This window comes from Pseudomonas sp. 50_B, assembly GCF_017491625.1.
Classification (GTDB): domain Bacteria; phylum Pseudomonadota; class Gammaproteobacteria; order Pseudomonadales; family Pseudomonadaceae; genus Aquipseudomonas; species Aquipseudomonas danubii.
In genome coordinates, this window is the sequence record NZ_JAFGYX010000006.1 from 97,346 (window position 1) to 116,450 (window position 19,105).

The following is a 19,105-nucleotide window of genomic DNA, read 5'->3' on the forward strand; positions in this document are numbered from 1 at the left end:
TGACTCAACTTCACAAAAGAAAAAAACCAAGCTCATGACGCCTACTAGTCTCTAAGGCGTGCAGGGCATATGCCGCACTCAAGCCACAGCTCTGGCGCAACTCAAGCGGTCATGTTTCGACAGGAAGTCGCCAAGCTCACCATCACTGACAGGGAGTCAACCATGAACATCATCGACCCTCAGGCACCCACCTACGAAACCCTGCAAAAGGGTTTCAACTTGCGTTGGCCACCCAGTATCGAACAGGGCGCGAACCGAATTTATGTGTGTACGACACCTGATGAAGTTCTGACGGCAGCCAATACAGCACTGCATGATGGCTATCGCATTACGGTGCGCAGTGGCGGCCACTGCTACGAGGGCTTTGTTTCCAACAAGTTGAGCGGCGAGACACAAAACCTGGCGATTATCGACCTCGGTGAAATGAAAGGCCTGAAGTACGACGAGAGCCAAACCATCACTTCGCCCTGGGATAGCCAGAACAAGACGTATCGTTTCATGGCATTGACCGGCAATCAGAACTGGGACGGCTACCTGTCGCTGTACAAGCAGGCCGGGCGCACCCTTCCTGGCGGCTCATGTTATTCGGTCGGTTTGGGCGGGCACATCAGCGGCGGCGGTTACGGTTTGTTATCGCGCCTTCAGGGCTTGACCGTGGACTGGGTCACCGGCGTCGACCTTCTTGTGCCTGTGGAAAACTCGCGGCAACTGGAGTTCCGGCATGTTCGCGCGGACAGCCCGTCGAACAACGACAAGGCATTGTTCACCGCCTGTTGCGGGGCCGGCGGCGGCAACTTCGGCATCATCATCGGCTACTACTTCGACCAACTCCCACAAGCCCCGCAACAAGCCTACTGGATTCCCCTGGCCTACCCGTGGAAAGAACTGATTCCCAACTTCTCGAACTTCCTGCGGGCCTATTGGCAATGGTTCTCGGATAACGACGCCAACGCGACCAGCCCGGTGGAAGGCGTTGGCAACGGTGGCTTGTTCACCCTGCTGAAACTCAACCATGTGGATACCTCCGACCATGTGGTGCTGGCGATCCAGTACACCGGCCCCAATGGCCGGGTCGGCGGCGCCAACGATATCCCGCTCAACGACTTCATCAGCAAGATGAACGCCGCGGCGGGCATCACGCCGACCCTGCATGACGGCTTTATCGCGCCTAACATTGCCCCGCTCAGGCACCCGCTCGCCGGCAGGAAATTCAGAGGCGCGGTGCCTGAGCACACGGCGATGGACTGGCTGTACGTCACGCAAATGATCAACGGCTCGGGCAACAATCAGCGGGGCAAATACAAGTCTGACTATCAGGTCGAACAGTTCTCCGAACAGGCCTGCAACGCCCTGCTGACGCACTTGACCGAAGCCACGCCAGACAAACGCTTCAGCCAGTCGCTGGTACAGATCGACTCCTACGGCGGGGCGATCAATAAAAAGGGCATGGGCACCACCGCGGTTCCGCAAAGAAGCTCACTGCTCAAAGCCCAATACCAGACGTACTGGACCCACGCTGCCGACGACGCGGTGCAAATCGCCTGGATCCGCAACATCTTCACCGCCGTGCACGGCGGCAAGCCCAAGCGCCCCACCTACGATGGCTGCTACATCAACTACCCCGATGTCGACATGAAATACACCGCCACCGGCACGGTAGACCCCGACTGGCTGAACTTGTACTACGGCTGGAACAGCGAACTCATCAACAGACTGTCCAACTTGAAAGCCGCCATCGACCCCAACAACCTGTTTCGTCATGAACTGTCCATTCCGGCCACGAAGGCCGAGTAGGTCGCAGCCTGGCCCCCCGGCGGCATGACCACAGCCTGCTCGGCTGAGCCTGCGTCGCAGGTTCGATGAGCAAGCTGTGGAGCCGTGCGACAGGCTGTCGCGACCTGTGGATAAGTCTGTTGATGGAATTCTGGCAAAGCCTTTGATTGCATGGCGCTGAAGGACTTTTGCAGACTGGTCATTTTTTGTTCACAAAATAAAAGCCCGAAAAAACAGCCAGTTGCATAAAGATGAGAACGGCTCCACAAATCCGACAGTTCCCGGCCCTGGCGACCCATCCGTTGTGCATAAACACCTGAGCGAACGGGCATAACGCCCTGCGCCCAGGTGCCAGGGAGCGACCTCAGGCAAGGGCCTGATAGCGCCCCTTACTCATCGGCCCGCGCCGGGATCCACCACTCTTCGCCCCGGGCGGTGCTGATGTACTCCGGCCAGCGGAAATCATGGGGCACCTTGAAGTCCTCGGGCAGCAGCGGCGCCTGCCAGCGGCTGCCGCCGATGCCGCCGCCGGTACGCTCGACGAACTCGGCCTTGGCCGCGCTGAGCAGGGCTTCGTCGGTCAGCAGGTCGACCAGGGTCGCGGCGATGGTCTTGGCGGCGACCTCGATCATCGGGTCGATGGTCTGGCGAATGCCGCCCAGGGCGTTGGACACCCAGTCCGGATAGACCGTGCCCGGCGGCGCGCTGAGCATCGGCCGGGCCACCAGCAGGCGCACGGTCGGGCAGTGCCAGGTGTATTCCGGGTAGTCGTCGGAGGTCAGGTAGTTCTGCCAGGCCGGCATTTGCAGGCGCATCTGGCGCTCGCATTCCTGGGGCTCGATCAAGGCTTCGGTGGCCGGCAGGAAGGGCTTGTCCATGGCTTCAAGGCCGAGGTTGCGCTGGATCTCGCGGGCGATTTCCCGGGCTTCCTCATCCCACTGCGGGGCGCCTACCGCCGCCAGGTTGTCGTAAGTGGCCTGGGCCATGACGTGGTTGGGCAGGCCGCCCCGGGACTTGCAGACCCAGGTCTTTTTCCAGCGACAACCGGTGGCCATGGCCGCGGCGGCGGCATTGTTGTCCATGACCTGGGAGATGGTTTCGGCCTGCTCGATGGAGTCGCAACGCAGCAGGTACTGGATCTGCGACAGGTGCGGCGGCAGGTTGTCGGCGGTGGCCTGGCCGGCGGTGAGAATCGCCTCGTTGTAGCTCCACAGGCCGGTGAACGGCAGGGTCGAGCGACGCAGACTTTCGTTGAGGGTGTAGAAATGCACCAGGGCGTCGTTGGCCCCCGGCGCTCGGGCCGCCAGGTGGTTCTGCGGAATCGGGCTGTAACGATCGGCGGCGATCCAGTTCTGCGGGTCCTCGCAGGTGAAGCTGTAGATGTAGGCGTAGGCGATGCCGCAGTGGGTGTCCCAGGTGGTGGTGTTGTTCAGCGGCAGCATGTAGGTGGGGTGAAAGCTGATGGCCGCGTCGAGGTCGTCGTAGTAGCCCTTGGCGGCGTGGACCGGCTTGGAGGCGCGGAGTTTTTCCGCCGGCTCGCCGAAGAACCTGATGCTGCCCTGCAGGCCGAATTCCACCATGGTCGCCTTGGCCGCCAGGGCCCCGCCAAGGGCGCTGATGCCCAGGGCCGAATGCGGGTCGGTGTGCCCCGGGGCAAAGCGCGACAGGCCATCGCGCGGCTGCTTGCGGGTGGTCGCCGCCTGGCAGTTGCCGGGCACCGCATCGTACTCGCCGTAGGTGGCCAGCAGCGGGCCCTGGCCCTGGGTGAAGGTGGCGCAGAAGGCCGTGGGCATGCCGCCGCTGCCGCGCTCGACGGTGAAGCCCTCGGCCTCCAGCAGTTCGACATACCAGGCACAGGACTTGTACTCGCGGAACGCCGGCTCGGCGTAATGCCAGATGATCTGGTGCCAGTCCGACAGTTGCTGGCGGTGGCGCTCAACCCAATCGAGAGCGAATGCTTTGTAGCGGGACATGCGCGGCACTCCTGGTTATCCAGGTTCCGGCCGGCCGCTGCCCGGACGCCTCGGCACCCGTGCAAGACCTGCAGGACCTCTTGTTGTTATAGGGATGGTCCGGTCGGTTGCGGCCCGGATCGAGGTCCAGTATTGGTGAAGCAGCTGCGACATCAATCGAATTTTTTCGCCAGCAATGTCAAAGAAAATTGACCAGTTCGGCGCCATCGCGGCCCATACTGCGACGCGGCCGGCCCCTCCTCGGGGCCCTGCCTGGGCAGCACCCAGGTACCGGCCGGTCCCCTTCGAAGACAGGTTTCCTTGACCCGGAGTTTGCATGCGCTATCCCTCGATCACTGCCCTGCGCGCCCTCGACGCCGTGGCCCGGCTAGGCAGCGTGACCGCCGCCGCCCAGCAACTGAGCCTGACCCGCAGCGCCATCAGCCACCAGATCATCAGCCTGGAACAGAGCCTGGGTTTTGCCCTCACCGAACGGGTCGGGCGCGGCATCGGCCTGACCTACCAGGGCGAGTGCTACGCCCGGGAAGTGCGGCGCATCCTCGCGGACATCCAGGACGCCGGGCGGCGTTTCGACGGCCAGGCGGTGTCGGGCAAATTGCGCATCAGCTGTAATCCGGGCTTTGCCAGTTTCTGGCTGTGCAACCACATCAACGGCTTCCTGCGCCAATACCCCCAGGTGCAGCTGCAGGTGGTCAGCCCTCGGGCCCAGGACGACACCAGCGACGCCGAGGCCGATCTGTTCATTGCCTATGGCATCGGCGACTGGCCGGGGCTGCTGGTGGAGCAGATCGTCACCCTGCGCTTCTCGCCGGTGTGCAGCCCGCGCCTGATCAACGCCATCGGCGGTTTGAAGAGCCCGCTGGACCTCAAGGACTTTCCGTTGATCCACATGAGCGACACCAGCGACTGGCGGGTCTGGCTGGCGGCCGCCGGTGCCAGTCAGGTCAACCCCGACCGTGGCATTACCTTCTCCGACGCCCATTGCGCGCAATCCGCCTGTATCGCCGCCCAGGGCGTGGCCATCGGCGACAACCTGCTCAGCGGCGATGCCCTGGCCCGGGGGCTGCTGGTGCGCCCGTTCGATATCAGCATCAGCGCCCTGCGCGGTTATTTCCTGGTGATCAATCCGGCCAAGGCCGAGCGGCCAGCGGTCCAGGCCTTCAGCGACTGGCTGAAAAACCAGCTGCAGGCCAGTGCCCAAAGCATCAGTGACAGCCCGCTGATCGAGCCCTGAAAGCCGAGTCGAATGGGAAATTTCACTCACCAATGAGGCAAAAATTATTCCATTGATGTGGCGTTGCTTTTCACAATAATGAATCCACCACCTGCTGCACTCACAATAAAAATTCAATCGTGCAGGTGGGTTTCCGGGAGATCTCTGTAGTGTCCAGCAGCCCCTCGACTCAACTCAGCGCCCAAGGAATCAGCCAGTATTACGGCAACTTCACCGCCCTGGACGGCATCGATCTGGACGTTCGCCAAGGCGAATTCCTCACCCTGCTGGGCCCCTCCGGCTCAGGCAAGACCACCCTGTTGATGATCCTCGCGGGCTTCCTCAGCCCCAGCGCCGGCAAGCTGCTGGAGCGTGGCGTCGACATCAGCCGGCGCCCGGCGGAAAAACGCAACTACGGCATGGTGTTCCAGGGCTACGCCCTGTTCCCGCACATGAGCGTGGCCGACAACGTCGCCTATCCCTTGCGCATTCGTGGAGTGAAGGCCGAGGAGCGCCAGCGCCGGGTCAAGCACATCCTCGACGTGGTGGGCCTGGGGGCTCACCTGCACAAGAAACCCTCCGAGCTGTCCGGCGGCCAGCAGCAACGGGTGGCCATCGCCCGGGCCCTGGTGTTCGAGCCGGACATGTTGCTGCTGGACGAGCCGCTGTCGGCCCTGGACAAGAACCTGCGCGAGCAACTGCAGACCGAGCTGCAACGCATCCACCGCCAGGTCGGCACCAGCTTCGTCTTCGTCACCCACGACCAGGGCGAAGCCCTGGCCCTGTCGACCCGCATCGCCATCTTCAACCAGGGACGACTGGCGCAGATCGATACCCCGGAAACCATCTACGACCGGCCGAAAAACCGCTTCGTCGCCGAGTTCCTCGGCAAGATGAACCTGTTCCCGCTGCAGGGCCTTTCCCGCAATGGCAGCCAGGCCAGCGGGCGCTTTGGCGACAGCCCGCTGCACGCCACCACGACCGGTGACATCAGCAACCAGCCGCAGTTGCTGGCGGTGCGCCCGGAACACATGACCCTGCACACCGAGCGCCCACAAGCCGGCGAACACAACGTGCTGCCCGCCTGCCTTGGCGAGCGGGTCTACCAGGGGTCCAGCACTCATCTGGCGCTGAACATCAGCCCGGAACTGGCGCCGGTCAACCTCTCGGTGTCCGGCGATCATCCCGGTGCCCGCTTGCCCAGTGGCACCCCGGTGTGGCTGAGCTGGCCGGTGCGCCACAGCTTCCTGCTGGAAGCCTGAGCCGGCCACGCTCGCTGTCGAGCGTTTGCGTAGAAAGCCAATCACACTATCGGCCGGCGCCTGGCGCATCGGCCTCGCGAGGACTTGCCCCATGAGCCAGCACCACCAACGCGACTGCATCGAAATCCTCATCGAAAAAGCCCGTGGCGGGCAGGTCAGCCGCCGCACCTTCCTCCAGGCCATGGGCCTGCTGTCGGCGGTGCCCCTGGCATTGCGCAGCGGTATCAGCTGGGCGGCGGACAAGCCGCTGGTGGTGGTCAACTGGGGCGGCGATGCGCTCAACGCCTTTCGCAGCGCCTGGACCGACAGCTTCACCCAGAGCACCGGCATCCCGGTGCGCATCGACGGCGCCGGCCCCACCGAAGGCGCCATCCGCTCGCAGCTGGCCAGCGGCCGGCCAAGCTGGGACGTGGTGGATGTGGACAGCTACAGCGCCATGACCCTGGGCCGCGACAAGGTCCTCCAGCCCCTGGACTACAGCGTGGTGCAACGGGACCTGGTGGCCCCGGAGCTGTCCCACGAACACGGCGTCGCCGGCTACCTGTTCAGCTACGTGATCGCCTGGGACAGCCAGAAATACGGCAACCACAGCCCCAAAAACTGGGCGGATTTCTGGAACGTGGAGCAATTCCCCGGCAAGCGCACCCTCTACAAATGGATGAACGGCATGCTCGAAGCCGCGCTGCTGGCCGATGGCGTGGCCGCCGACCAGCTGTACCCGCTGGACGTGCCCCGGGCCTTGCGCAAGATCGATGAGCTCAAGCCCCACGTCCTGTCGTTCTGGGGCTCGGGCGCGGAAAGCCAGCAACTGATGATCGAAGGCGAAGCCTCCATGGGCGCCATCTGGCACACCCGCGCCACCCTGCTCCACGAGGACAGCGGCGGCCGCATCCAGTGGGGCTTCGACCATGCCTTCCTCAACGCCAGCAGTTGGGGCGTGCTCAAGGACAACCCGGCAGGCGCCGCACCGGCCATGCAGTTCATCCAGCACGCCTTGCAGCCCGCCGGCCAGTTGAAGCTGTTCGAAGCCCTGGGCAACGGCCCGTCCAACGCCGCCACCCAGCAACTGATGAGCGCCGAACAGCGGGAGATCAACTGCGCCTCCGAAGCCAACATGAAGAAGCAGATCTTCCTCGACACCCAGTGGTACGCCGACCACTACTCCAGCACCCTGGAGCAGTACCTGACCCACCTGTCCAAGTGAGCCGTCGACCATGAGTGCAACCCGAACCGCGCGCCTGGAACGCAGCCTGCTGCTGTTTCCCCTGCCGTTGCTGCTGGTGGTGTTCTACCTGTTGCCGTTCTTCGGCGTGGTGAGCTGGAGCTTCACCCTGCCCGAGCCCGGGATCGAGCAGTACCAGCGCATCGCCACGGACCCGGCGATCCACGACATGCTCCTGCGCACCCTGCGCCTGTGCCTGACGGTGAGCCTTCTGGCCCTGGTGATCGGCTACCTGCTGGCCTATTGCTGGGTGTTCAGCCCGCCGTTCTGGCAGCGCATGGTGGAGATCTGCGTGTTCATCCCGTTCTGGATCTCGGTGCTGGTGCGGGCCTTCGGCTGGCTGATCGCCCTGCGCAGCAATGGCGTGGTCAACGACAGCCTGCTGTCCCTGGGCTGGATCGATCATCCGTTGCAACTGACCCGCAACGAGCTGGGAGTGGTGATCGGCATGCTGCACTTCATGATTCCGTATGCGCTGTTCCCGCTGCTGTCGAGCATGCGCCAGCTGGATCAACGGGTGCTGCTGGCCTCCCGCGGCCTGGGCGCCGGCGCGCTGCGGACCTTCTGGCAAGTGCTGCTGCCCCAGACCCTGCCGGGGCTCTTGGGGGCCTTCATCATGGTCTTCGTGTTCTGCCTGGGCTTCTTCATCACCCCGGTGCTGCTGGGTGGCGGGCAGACGGTGATGATCGCCGAGTACGTGTTCCTGCAGATGTTCCAGACCAGCAACTGGGGCCTGGGCGCGGCCCTGAGCCTGGTGCTGCTGACCCTGGTCAGCGCGCTGATCTGGCTGCTGCTGCGCGTCACCCGTGTCAATCGACTGGTGGGTTGAGGTCACTATGAATACACATCGCACTGCATTGAGTACCCGACTGATCGCCGTGGTCGCCATGGCCTTCATGCTGTTCCCGCTGCTGACGGTGATCCCGGTGTCGTTCACCGCCAAGCGCTACCTGTCGATGCCGGACGGCAACTGGTCGCTGCGCCACTACGAGGCGCTGCTGAGCAACCCCGACTGGCTGTCGAGCATCGGCCAGAGCCTGGCGATTGCCAGCGCCACCAGCCTGATCGCCACCGTGCTGGCGGTAAGCTTCAGCCTCGGCATCTGGTACCTGCGCTCGCGCCTGGCGACCCTGCTGATCGGCCTGGTGCTGCTGCCCATGGCCATTCCGCCGGTGATCTCGGCGCTGGTGCTGTACTTCATGGAAACCAACCTGGGGCGCATCGCCCCGGGCTGGGGCTACGACACCCTGCCCGGGGTGGTGATCGCCCACGTGGTGATGGTGGTGCCCTACGGCGTGGTGACCATGCTGGTGGCCCTGAGCCAGGTGGACCGGCGCATCGAACTGGCCTCGCGCAACCTGGGAGCGAGCCTGATGCAGACCACCTTCCTGGTGATGCTGCCGAACCTCAAGCTGGGGATTTTCTCCACCGCGCTGCTGAGCTTTGCCCTGTCCTGGGAGGAGGTGGCGGTGACCCTGTTCATCACCAGTGTCGACGTCAACACCCTGCCCCGGCGGATCTGGAGCGGCCTGCGGGACAACGTCGACCCCAGCGTGGCGGCGATCTCGGTGCTGCTGATCGGCCTGACCCTGCTGGTGCTCATGGGCCGCCTGGCCTTGCAGTACGCCGCCCAGCGCCGCGCCCGCACCTGACAGCCCCTTGTGGCGAGGGAGCTTGCTCGCTCGCCACCCCTACTTTCGCGCTCATGACTAATCACCTTCTAGCTGACCGACGTCATGCCCCGCCCCCCGCGTTTTATCCGATAGTGCGCAGCTCGCTCCAACGGCTTGCCCGGGCTCTTCTAGACTCGATGGGTGGTCGTATTCGGAACCGAACGGGTCGCTTTCGTGCGGTTCAATCAGAGGCAGCGTGTCAAGCTGCCCTTTATGCCCTGAACAGGTGCGGCAACGACCGTACCGGGTACAACAAGATACCCATTCAGGGTGCATGGCCAACGGCCTGAAACGCCGCGCTACCGTGACGTGGCAACCAGTGCCGCAGCCGACACTTTCGGACAGCCGACAACCACCAGGTTCGTCCGTGACCGTGAGGAATTGCTGTATGCCTGATGAAACACTGCATCTGCCGTTGATCCACACCCTGCTGGAGCGTCACAAAGGCTCCCCGGGTGCGCTGTTGCCGATTCTCCATCAGATTCAGGAAGAGCTCGGCTACATCCCCGATCTGGCCGTCCCCGACATTGCCCATGCGCTCAATCAGAGCCAGGCGGAAGTGCGCGGGGTGATCAGCTTCTACCATGATTTTCGTACCGCGCCACCGGCGCGGCACATCCTGCGCCTGTGCCGTGCCGAGTCCTGCCAGAGCCGCGGCGCCGAGCAACTGGCGGCGCAACTGCGCGCACGCCTGCAACTGGATGACCACGGCAGCAGCGCCGACGGTTCCATCAGCCTGCGGCCGGTGTACTGCCTGGGTGCCTGTGCCTGCTCGCCGGCCCTGGAGCTGGATGGACAACTGCATGCCCGAGTCAGCGCCGAACGCCTGGACGCGCTGCTGGACAGTTGCCGGGAGGACGCGTGATGCCGAGCCTCTATCTGCCCTGTGATTCCCTGGCCCGGGCCGTGGGCGCCGACGCGGTGGCCGACGCCATCGCCTCCCAGGCCGAGCACCACAACCTGCCGCTGCAATTGCAACGCACCAGCTCCCGTGGCCTGTACTGGCTGGAACCGCTGCTGGAAGTCGATACCCCGGACGGACGCCTGGGCTTCGGCCCGGTGAGCGTCGCCGACGTGCCCTCGCTGCTGAAAGCCCTGCAAGACGCCCCTACCAGCCATCCCCTGGCCCTGGGCCGAGTCGAAGACCTGCCCTACCTGAAAAGCCAGCAACGCCTGCTGTTCGCCCGCGCCGGCATTACCCGGCCGCTGTCCCTGGCGGACTATCGGGCCCACGGCGGCTTCGAGGGCCTGAGCCGCGCCGTCGCCCTGGGCGGTGAGCAGACCGTGACCGCGGTGCTCGACTCAGGCCTGCGCGGCCGCGGCGGCGCGGCCTTCCCCGCCGGGATCAAATGGCGCACCGTGCGCGACACCCCGCAGCAGCAAAAGTACGTGGTGTGCAACGCCGACGAAGGCGACTCCGGCACCTTCGCCGACCGCATGCTGATGGAAGGCGACCCCTTCCTGCTGATCGAAGGCATGGCCATTGCCGGCATCGCGGTCGGCGCCAGCTACGGCTACATCTACGTGCGCTCGGAATATCCCCAGGCGGTGGCGACCTTGCGCGAGGCCCTGGACATCGCCCGGGATGCCGGTTACCTCGGGGCCAATGCCGGCGGTAGCGGCCAGGCGTTCGACATGGAGGTACGGGTCGGCGCCGGGGCCTATATCTGCGGCGAGGAAACCGCGCTGCTGGACTCCCTGGAAGGCAAACGCGGCATCGTTCGCGCCAAGCCACCGATCCCGGCGCTGCAAGGCCTGTTCGGCCAGCCGACCCTGGTGCACAACGTGCTGACCCTGGCCTCGGTGCCGCTGATCCTGGAAAAGGGCGCAGCCTTCTATCGCGACTACGGCATGGGCCGCTCCCTGGGCACCATGCCCTTCCAGCTGGCGGGCAACGTGCGTCATGGCGGCCTGGTGGAACGGGCCTTCGGCCTGACCCTGCGCGAACTGGTGGAAGGCTACGGCGGCGGCACCGCCAGTGGCCGACCACTGAAGGCCGCGCAAGTGGGCGGCCCGCTGGGCGCCTGGGTGCCACCGGCGCAGTTCGATACACCGCTGGATTACGAAGCCTTCGCCGCCATGGGCGCGATGCTCGGCCACGGCGGCGTGGTGGTGGCCGACGACAGCCTGGACATGGCCCACATGGCGCGCTTCGCCCTGCAATTCTGCGCCGAGGAGTCCTGCGGCAAATGCACCCCATGCCGCATTGGCTCGACCCGCGGCGTGGAGGTCATCGACCGTCTGCTGGCGGCCCCCGATCAAGGCCGCCGCGACGAGCAGGCGCTGATCCTCAAAGACCTGTGCGACACCCTGCAATACGGTTCGCTGTGCGCCCTGGGCGGGATGACCTCCTACCCGGTGGCCAGCGCCCTGAAGCACTTTCCCGCCGACTTCGGTCTGCAGCCCTCGGAGGCCGACCAATGATCAGTATTTTCGACCCTGCCACAGACATCGACCTCAATGCCGTGGACTTCGGCACCCCGGCCCGCGACAGCCAGGTGCAAGTCAGCCTGAACATCGACGGCCGCAGCATCAGCGTGCCCCAGGGCACCTCGGTGATGCGCGCCGCGGCGCTGATGGGCACCACCATTCCCAAACTCTGCGCCACCGACAGCCTGGAAGCCTTCGGCTCGTGCCGCATGTGCCTGGTGGAGATCGACGGCATGCGCGGCTACCCGGCCTCCTGCACCACCCCGGTCAGCGAAGGCATGGTGGTGCATACGCAAACGCCGAAACTGGCGACCCTGCGGCGCAACGTGATGGAGCTGTACATCTCCGACCACCCGCTGGACTGCCTGACCTGCTCGGCCAATGGCAACTGCGAACTGCAGACCGTGGCCGGCCAGGTGGGTCTGCGGGAAGTGCGCTACGGCTATGACGGCGCCAACCACCTGGACGATCAGAAAGACAGCTCCAACCCCTACTTCGACTACGACCCGAGCAAGTGCATCGTCTGCAACCGCTGCGTGCGCGCCTGCGAGGAGACCCAGGGCACCTTCGCCCTGACCATCAGCGGCCGCGGCTTCGAATCCCGGGTCGCGGCGGCCGGTGGCGACAACTTCCTGGACTCCGAATGCGTATCCTGCGGTGCCTGCGTGCAGGCCTGCCCCACCGCGACCCTGATGGAAAAAAGCGTGGTGGAAATGGGCCAGACGGAGCGGGCAGTGATCACCACCTGCGCCTACTGCGGGGTTGGCTGCTCGTTCCGCGCCGAGATGAAGGGCGAGCAACTGGTGCGCATGGTTCCGGACAAGAACGGCCAGGCCAACCACGGCCATTCCTGCGTCAAGGGCCGCTTCGCCTGGGGCTACGCCACCCACCCGGATCGCATCACCAAGCCGATGATCCGCAAGCACATCAGCGACCCGTGGCAGGAAGTCAGCTGGGACGAAGCGGTGACCTACGCCGCCAGCGAGCTGCGGCGCATCCAGTTCAAGTACGGCCGCGACTCCATCGGCGGCATCACCTCCAGCCGCTGCACCAACGAAGAAACCTACCTGGTACAGAAGCTGGTGCGGGCGGCCTTCGGCAACAACAACGTCGACACCTGTGCGCGGGTCTGCCACTCGCCCACCGGCTACGGCCTCAAGCAGACCCTGGGGGAATCCGCTGGCACCCAGAGCTTCGACTCGGTGATGCAGGCCGACGTGATCCTGGTCATGGGCGCCAACCCCAGCGACGCGCACCCGGTGTTCGGTTCCCAGCTCAAACGGCGCCTGCGTGAAGGGGCCAAGCTGATCGTCATCGACCCACGGCGCATCGATCTGGTGGACGCGGTGCACGCCCGCGCCGAGTTGCACCTGGCCCTGCGCCCAGGCACCAACGTGGCCATGCTCAATGCCCTGGCCCATGTGATCGTCACCGAGGGCCTGGTCAATCAAGAGTTCGTCGACGCCCGCTGCGAGCCGCAAGCCTTCGCCCAATGGAGCGCCTTCGTCAGCCGCGCCGACAACTCGCCGGAAGTGCTCGGCGCGATCTGTGGCGTACCCGCCGCCGATATCCGCGCCGCTGCGCGCCTGTACGCCACCGGCGGCAACGCGGCGATCTACTACGGCCTGGGCGTCACCGAACACAGCCAGGGCAGCACCGCGGTGATGGGCATCGCCAACCTGGCGATGGCCACCGGCAACATCGGCCGCGAAGGGGTCGGGGTGAACCCGCTGCGGGGGCAGAACAACGTCCAGGGTTCCTGCGACATGGGCTCCTTCCCCCACGAGCTGCCGGGCTACCGGCACATCTCCAACCAGGCGGTGCGCCAGGAGTTCGAGCAGGCCTGGAACGTCACCCTGCAAGCCGACCCCGGGCTGCGCATTCCCAACATGTTCGAAGCGGCCCTGGGCGGCAGCTTCAAGGGCCTGTACTGCCAGGGCGAGGACATCGCCCAGAGCGACCCCAACACCCAGCACGTGACCGCGGCCCTGTCGGCCATGGAATGCGTGGTGGTGCAGGACATTTTCCTCAACGAGACCGCCAAGTTCGCCCACGTGTTCCTGCCGGGCAGCTCGTTCCTGGAAAAGGACGGCACCTTCACCAACGCCGAACGGCGCATCTCCCGGGTGCGCAAGGTCATGGAGCCGCTGGGCGGCAAGGCCGACTGGGAAGGCACCCTGGCCCTGGCGGCGGCCCTGGGCTACCCGATGCACTACAACCATCCCTCGGAAATCATGGATGAAATCGCCCGCCTGACCCCGACCTTCACCGGCGTCAGCTACGCCAGCCTGGATCGCCACGGCAGCCTGCAATGGCCGTGCAACGACGCCGCGCCGGACGGTACGCCGACCATGCACATCGACGAGTTCGTGCGCGGCAAGGGCCGTTTCATGCTCACCGGCTACGTGCCCACCGACGAGAAGGTCAATGGCCGCTACCCGCTGCTGCTGACCACCGGCCGCATCCTCAGCCAGTACAACGTCGGCGCCCAGACCCGACGCACCGACAACGTTGCCTGGCACGCCGAGGACCGCCTGGAAATCCACCCCACCGACGCCGAGAGCCGGGGCATCAACGAAGGCGACTGGGTGGGCATCGGCAGCCGCGCCGGGCAGACCGTGCTGCGCGCCCGGGTTACCGAGCGGGTAGCGCCGGGCGTGGTCTACACCACCTTCCACTTCCCCGAATCGGGGGCCAACGTGATCACCACCGACAACTCCGACTGGGCCACCAACTGTCCGGAGTACAAGGTCACGGCGGTGGAAGTCAGCCGCGTCTACCACCCTTCCGAATGGCAGAAGCGCTACCAGGCATTCAGCGACGAACAGCATCGCCTGCTGGATGAACGCCGGCGCTCCCGGGGCGGCAAGGCGGAGGTGCGCCGATGAGCACCGCCAACCTGATCAAGATGGCCAACCAGATCGCCGCGTACTTTGCCAACGAGCCGGATCAGGCGCAGGCGGTGCTGAGCGTGCGCAACCACATGCAGATGTTCTGGACCCCGGCCATGCGCAAGGAACTGCTGGCCTGGCAGACCGAGCAGCAAGGTGCCGAACTGCATCCGTTGGTCCAGCAAGCAGTACGTGACGCGGGCTGGGAGGCCTAGGCAAAAGCTCCCTGGCCGGCTAACCCCCGGCCGGGGACACTCACTGACCGGGGCAACGCCGGTCCGCTGGAGGCCTGGACTGGACCGCCAGCGGCAGGGTTGCCCCCGGTTTGCTCAGCGGCAGCAACTGGTACACCGCAAACGCACACATCGCTTGCACCTCGCCCCCGGCCACCGGGATGTAATTCAAGCCGACAAAGGCTTCGTAACTCTTGCCCGGCTCCAACAGCACCACCTTCTTCACCGGCGGACAGGCGCGATAGGTACTGCCATAACTGCCTGCGGCAACACCTCCCCCTTCCAGCAGAAAAGGCCTGCCAGCGGGCACCCGATACTCGGTGACGACCTCGTTGTAAGAACCCTCGCCCATACGGATCGCCCCCACGTAGGACGGCAGCTTCGGCGCGAAACGCGGCAGCATGTCGATCTGCCTTGGCTGCATTGGAAACTGCGGATAGTTGATGTTCGCCTGTTGATCGCTGCCGAAGCGCCCGGCCTTGGCCAAGCGCTTGCTGTCACCCTGGCAACCGGCATAGGCCTCACCGCGCACCTCGCCATTGGTGATCACCCGCAACTGCGCCGTCGGCACACCCAGGGGCGGCTCCGAATAAGGCTCCACCGGCTTGACGCTACAGGCGCCGAGCAACGACAGCAGCGCCAGCAAGGGAATATTTCCAGGTTTCATGACTGATCTTTCCTTTGTCTGAAGCGGTATGAGCGGCTGAGCAGGCTATCGGCCGAGTGGGGGCCGTCTGCACTGAATCATCGGCTATCCGCCGATGATTCAAAGCCTCCTCGCGCTTGAGCCCCAGAGTGCCTGGGAACGCTACGTATAGAGTCCGCATGGGCCCACGCAAAAATAGTCAGATTTCAGGGGTTTACAGAACCCCGCCAATCGCTATAATCGTCGCCCTAACACGCCGGTATAGCTCAGTTGGTAGAGCAACTGACTTGTAATCAGTAGGTCCCGGGTTCGACTCCTGGTGCCGGCACCATACAAAGCAAAGCCCCTGCAGAAATGCAGGGGCTTTGTTGTTTCCGTACCTCAGAAAAGCCTCACGTCATGTCGTGAGAGCGCCCACAAATTGTCCGCACCTACGCTTTCGCTTCCTGGCATGCCCATCATTTTCATCGAGACTTGGGATTTGCTCGTCGTCAACGCACGACCTATGCCTCTAGCCATTTCGAGCAGGTCATTTGCATCGAATTTGATCGACGCGCAACCAGAAGGATAAGGAGCGCCCACGTGGCAGGCACCCAGCAGAGCTCCCTCGAAGGGCCAAGGTGATGGAGGTTGGATGAAAAACCCCGCCGAAGCGGGGCTCAAGGGTCAGACTCGCCTATTGGCGGCCTCATAGACTTCATCGTCGCGTCTGGCCCCAATGCACAGGACCAGCACGATCTCAGAACCTTGGATCCTATAGACGATGCGAACACCACCTGTCCGAATCCGGCGGTGACCGGCGAGAGCGCCGCGAAGGAGCTTGCCGATCTTGTCTGGCTCGCCTTCAACGATCCGCTCCCGGATCACCTTAAGGACTCTTTTTGCCTCAGCCCTACCTAACTGAGCGAGATCTTGCTCAACATCAGGGTGAAACCGAACGCTCCAGTTCATTGACTATTGCCTACTTGAAGCGAGCCTCCATGTCCTCAAGGCTCACTGTGTTCTGTTCGTCCAAAGTGGACAGGCGCTCAATGGCCAAACGCTCAGCGCGAAGATCTTCGAGTTCGTCCTGCAAAGCTTGGTAGGCGTCTACACCCACCAGCACAGCTGCTGGCTCGTTATCCTTGAAAATCACCAAATGAGTGACTTCACCGCTCGTAACTTCCTTCAGTTTCGCGCTAAAGCCTCGAACCATCGCTGTAGCGGACACTGCCTGCTCAGCTCGGTCTAGGAGTGCACTCATGCTCTATTGCCTCGATTCATCACTCAGTTCGTTCGTCTTTGTCAGTTCATTATCAGTCGGTATTGCGGCACGCGCACCCTCAATATACGCAATATTATGCATACAACAATACACATCAAAAAAATAACGATGAACGGAACCACATGTGAACCTAACTGTTTTGGCTATCCATCTGCACCGCACTTCATGCTCCAATACCCGCCGATCCCCGTTGTACACAGGCCGCCCATGAAGTCCATTTCCCTATCGATCCTGACCCTGTTGCTCCACTCCCTGCTGTTCAGCGCTCCGGCCCTGGCCGGCGACGCCGAGGCCGGTGGCAAGCTGTTCAAGCGCTTGTGCAGCGGCTGCCACAATATAGGGCCTTCGGTGCGCAGTTCGTTCGGGCCGCAGCTCAACGGCATCATCGATCGCCCGGCAGGCAGTGCCACGGACTATCAATACTCAACGGCCATGAAGTCGTCGGGCATCGTCTGGACCCGGGACAAGCTCATCCAGTACCTGGAAGATCCAAAAGCCGTGGTGCCCGGTACACGGATGATTTTCTGGGGGCTGAGCGATGAAGAAAAAATCGATAATCTGCTGGCCTATCTGCAGACCTTCCCTTCCCCCTGATCCGAGCTCGTTTGCCTACAAGGATGTTTTGATGAAATTTGCTCTGCCGTCGCTCGTCGTCACGGGCCTGGCCCTGGCTGCGTGCATGTCCCAGGTGCAGGCCGCCGGTTTTGACTGCGCCAAAGCCTCGACCCTGGTGGAAAAAACCGTCTGCGACACGCCGACCCTGTCCGCCAAAGACGATGAGTTGAACCGCCGTTATCAGGCGCTCAAGCACCTGCAGGTGTTTCGCCTGTTGCAAACCCAGTGGCTGCGGGAAGTGCGCGACACCTGCATCGACAGCGACTGCCTGGAGTCCGCCTACCGGGCCCAGGTGAAGATGCTCGGGCTGTTGCCGATCCCTCCGGCGCCCGGCAAGGACGAGCTGCTGCCCATGGATCCCACCCGTCAGTACCGCCTGCAGGACCCTGATGACTGGCAGCGCTTCACCCTGGCCAGGTTCACCGCCGCCCCGCCCCAGGGCGATCAGCAGATCGTCGACGCCCAGGTGCTGGAGGGCGTGCTGCATGTGGTGCTGTTCGTCGGTCAGTACCAGAAGGGGCAGGAAGGCTATGTCGGCACCCTCTACGAATACGCCGATGACCAGCCCGGCCTGCACCCCATCGCTCGGGATATCGGTTTTGTCGGCTGGGCCCTGCCGGGGGCCAACGATCAGGGCCAGCGCTTCGCCGGGATCGTTGACGGGGTGTTTTACTACCGCCAGCGCAGCGGCGGCGAGCTGCAGCAGGGCATGCGCTATCGCCTGGGCTCGCGCAGTGCTCCCGAAGCCAGCCAGCAGGTGTTCCAATCGCTCTCCAACACCCTGCGCCATGCCCGGGCGCGGGTCGGCCAGGATCTGAATCAGGAGAACTACAGCCTGTCCCTGGACTACGACCGGCAGAGCAATAACACCTACTCCGAGAACGTCACCGAGCACAATGAGGTCGAGGCCGGCTGGAGCATCGTCAATCCCACCTGGAGCGAAACCCGCCCGGTGATGTACTTCGATAACGAAGGGCCGCGGGCCTGTATCTGGCGGGTCGACGTGCAGCACAAGGTGCTGTCCAAGATCGTCCCGGAGCATGAAGCGATTTCAGCCCGTCCTGTGGATATCCATGGCCGTGAGGCGGTGGTGTACCTGGAAGGCGATCAGCTGAAGTTCGCGATCAATCCGGATGACTGATGGGCAAGGTTGCTGAACAAAAAGGCTCGCCAAACGGCGAGCCTTTTTCATTGCGTCGGCAAGGCTCTGCTCAGGGCAGGCTGATCTGGTATTCGGCCAGCTTGGCCTGGTGCTGCGGTTCGACGTACTTCTGGTCCACCCGCTTGGCGAACTGGGTAAAGTCGGCGCGGGCATCGTCGGTCAGGCCCAGTTTTTCGTAGGCCAAACCACGATGGTAGAAGGCCCAGGCATAGTCCGGCTGCTTTTGCAGACCGGCGCTATAGGCTTCAGCCGCCTCACGGTATTGCCCCAGGTCGTAGAGGGCCTGGCCCAGGTGGTAGTAGGTCGGCATGTTGAAGCCGCTGCCCTTGCCCGCCTCGCCCAGGTTGGCGTCGAGGTTGGACTGCACCAGTTGCAGGGCCTTTTGCGGGTTGCCCGACTCACGATAGAGACGGCTCAGGTCCAGCACCGCACGGGCATCGGGTTTGGGCCCCAGTTCGATGGATTTTTCCTTGGCGCTGATGGCTTCCGGGTAACGCTTGAAGCTAGCGTAGGCGTCGGACTTCAGCCAGTACACCAGGCTCTGCATCGGCTTGGACAGTTGGTTTTTCGACAGGCACAGGTCGGCCTCTTGCAGCACCACATCGAACTTCTCGGCCTTGGAGGCCTGGCCCACCAGGCGGCAATGGGCGTAGTTGATCTGGTCCTGGCTCTGCAGGCTGGCACAGCCAGTGACGGCAAGGGCACACACAAGCAGGATCGACCCGCGTACAGACAATGAAGGCATGTT

17 protein-coding genes and 1 tRNA gene are annotated in these 19,105 nt (G+C 63.8%); 13 read left to right on the top strand and 5 right to left on the bottom strand.

Going from position 1 to position 19,105, the window contains the following annotated elements:
- The first annotated feature begins 162 nt into the window (after window positions 1–162).
- A complete protein-coding gene (locus tag J5M73_RS10530) occupies window positions 163–1,794 on the top strand; it encodes a BBE domain-containing protein (RefSeq protein ID WP_102862713.1) in 1,632 nt (543 codons plus the stop codon).
- A gap of 368 nt (window positions 1,795–2,162) precedes the next feature.
- Here J5M73_RS10530 and J5M73_RS10535 read toward each other — a convergent pair whose 3' ends face one another.
- Window positions 2,163–3,746: a peptidase M20 gene (locus tag J5M73_RS10535; RefSeq protein ID WP_102862712.1), complete on the bottom strand. Its 1,584-nt coding sequence runs from the start codon at window positions 3,744–3,746 to the stop codon at window positions 2,163–2,165.
- A gap of 316 nt (window positions 3,747–4,062) precedes the next feature.
- Between J5M73_RS10535 and J5M73_RS10540 the strand changes: the two genes are divergently transcribed.
- From J5M73_RS10540 to J5M73_RS10580, 9 genes are all read left to right on the top strand, one after another.
- A complete protein-coding gene (locus tag J5M73_RS10540) occupies window positions 4,063–4,980 on the top strand; it encodes a LysR substrate-binding domain-containing protein (RefSeq protein WP_102862711.1) in 918 nt (305 codons plus the stop codon).
- Window positions 4,981–5,129: 149 nt separating this feature from the next.
- Window positions 5,130–6,221 carry an ABC transporter ATP-binding protein gene (locus J5M73_RS10545; protein WP_115581402.1) on the top strand — a complete coding sequence of 364 codons (1,092 nt, stop codon included), beginning with the start codon at window positions 5,130–5,132 and terminating at the stop codon, window positions 6,219–6,221.
- Window positions 6,222–6,312: 91 nt separating this feature from the next.
- Window positions 6,313–7,425, top strand: coding sequence for an ABC transporter substrate-binding protein (locus J5M73_RS10550; RefSeq protein ID WP_102862709.1), 1,113 nt, complete (start codon window positions 6,313–6,315; stop codon window positions 7,423–7,425).
- 10 nt (window positions 7,426–7,435) lie between these two features.
- Entirely contained in the window at window positions 7,436–8,272 is an 837-nt protein-coding gene (locus J5M73_RS10555; RefSeq protein WP_060842203.1) for an ABC transporter permease, read from the top strand.
- A 7-nt stretch (window positions 8,273–8,279) separates the two neighbouring features.
- Window positions 8,280–9,095 (top strand): ABC transporter permease, encoded by an 816-nt coding sequence (locus J5M73_RS10560; protein ID WP_115581401.1) that lies wholly within the window; start codon window positions 8,280–8,282, stop codon window positions 9,093–9,095.
- 409 nt (window positions 9,096–9,504) lie between these two features.
- Complete coding sequence (locus tag J5M73_RS10565; RefSeq protein WP_102862707.1) at window positions 9,505–9,981, top strand: formate dehydrogenase subunit gamma; 477 nt, start codon at window positions 9,505–9,507, stop codon at window positions 9,979–9,981.
- The gene (locus J5M73_RS10570) at window positions 9,981–11,540 is read left to right on the top strand and encodes a formate dehydrogenase beta subunit (RefSeq protein ID WP_207815547.1); all 1,560 of its coding nucleotides are present in this window, start codon (window positions 9,981–9,983) and stop codon (window positions 11,538–11,540) included. Before J5M73_RS10565 ends, J5M73_RS10570 begins: the two co-directional genes overlap by 1 nt.
- The gene (fdhF, locus tag J5M73_RS10575) at window positions 11,537–14,434 is read left to right on the top strand and encodes a formate dehydrogenase subunit alpha (RefSeq protein ID WP_207815548.1); all 2,898 of its coding nucleotides are present in this window, start codon (window positions 11,537–11,539) and stop codon (window positions 14,432–14,434) included. The genes J5M73_RS10570 and fdhF overlap by 4 nt, the downstream gene beginning before the upstream one ends.
- Window positions 14,431–14,652, top strand: coding sequence for a formate dehydrogenase subunit delta (locus J5M73_RS10580; RefSeq protein WP_102862704.1), 222 nt, complete (start codon window positions 14,431–14,433; stop codon window positions 14,650–14,652). Before fdhF ends, J5M73_RS10580 begins: the two co-directional genes overlap by 4 nt.
- Before the next feature lie 40 nt (window positions 14,653–14,692).
- Here J5M73_RS10580 and J5M73_RS10585 read toward each other — a convergent pair whose 3' ends face one another.
- Window positions 14,693–15,337, bottom strand: a complete 645-nt coding sequence (locus J5M73_RS10585) for an amidase (RefSeq protein ID WP_102862703.1) — start codon at window positions 15,335–15,337, stop codon at window positions 14,693–14,695.
- 234 nt (window positions 15,338–15,571) lie between these two features.
- Between J5M73_RS10585 and J5M73_RS10590 the strand changes: the two genes are divergently transcribed.
- Window positions 15,572–15,647, top strand: a tRNA-Thr gene (locus tag J5M73_RS10590).
- A gap of 335 nt (window positions 15,648–15,982) precedes the next feature.
- On the opposite strand, the gene J5M73_RS10595 is transcribed toward J5M73_RS10590, so the two are convergent.
- Both J5M73_RS10595 and J5M73_RS10600 read right to left on the bottom strand, forming a co-directional pair.
- Window positions 15,983–16,267: a type II toxin-antitoxin system RelE/ParE family toxin gene (locus tag J5M73_RS10595; RefSeq protein WP_207166922.1), complete on the bottom strand. Its 285-nt coding sequence runs from the start codon at window positions 16,265–16,267 to the stop codon at window positions 15,983–15,985.
- A gap of 10 nt (window positions 16,268–16,277) precedes the next feature.
- On the bottom strand, window positions 16,278–16,511 hold the full coding sequence (locus J5M73_RS10600) for a type II toxin-antitoxin system Phd/YefM family antitoxin (protein ID WP_221178206.1): 234 nt from the start codon (window positions 16,509–16,511) through the stop codon (window positions 16,278–16,280).
- A 276-nt stretch (window positions 16,512–16,787) separates the two neighbouring features.
- Here J5M73_RS10600 and J5M73_RS10605 point away from each other — a divergent pair, with 276 nt between their 5' ends.
- Window positions 16,788–17,174, top strand: a complete 387-nt coding sequence (locus J5M73_RS10605) for a cytochrome c family protein (RefSeq protein WP_115581395.1) — start codon at window positions 16,788–16,790, stop codon at window positions 17,172–17,174.
- A 31-nt stretch (window positions 17,175–17,205) separates the two neighbouring features.
- Window positions 17,206–18,336, top strand: a complete 1,131-nt coding sequence (locus J5M73_RS10610) for a hypothetical protein (RefSeq protein WP_207815549.1) — start codon at window positions 17,206–17,208, stop codon at window positions 18,334–18,336.
- A 70-nt stretch (window positions 18,337–18,406) separates the two neighbouring features.
- Here J5M73_RS10610 and J5M73_RS10615 read toward each other — a convergent pair whose 3' ends face one another.
- Window positions 18,407–19,102: a tetratricopeptide repeat protein gene (locus J5M73_RS10615; protein WP_207815553.1), complete on the bottom strand. Its 696-nt coding sequence runs from the start codon at window positions 19,100–19,102 to the stop codon at window positions 18,407–18,409.
- Window positions 19,103–19,105 lie beyond the last annotated feature (3 nt).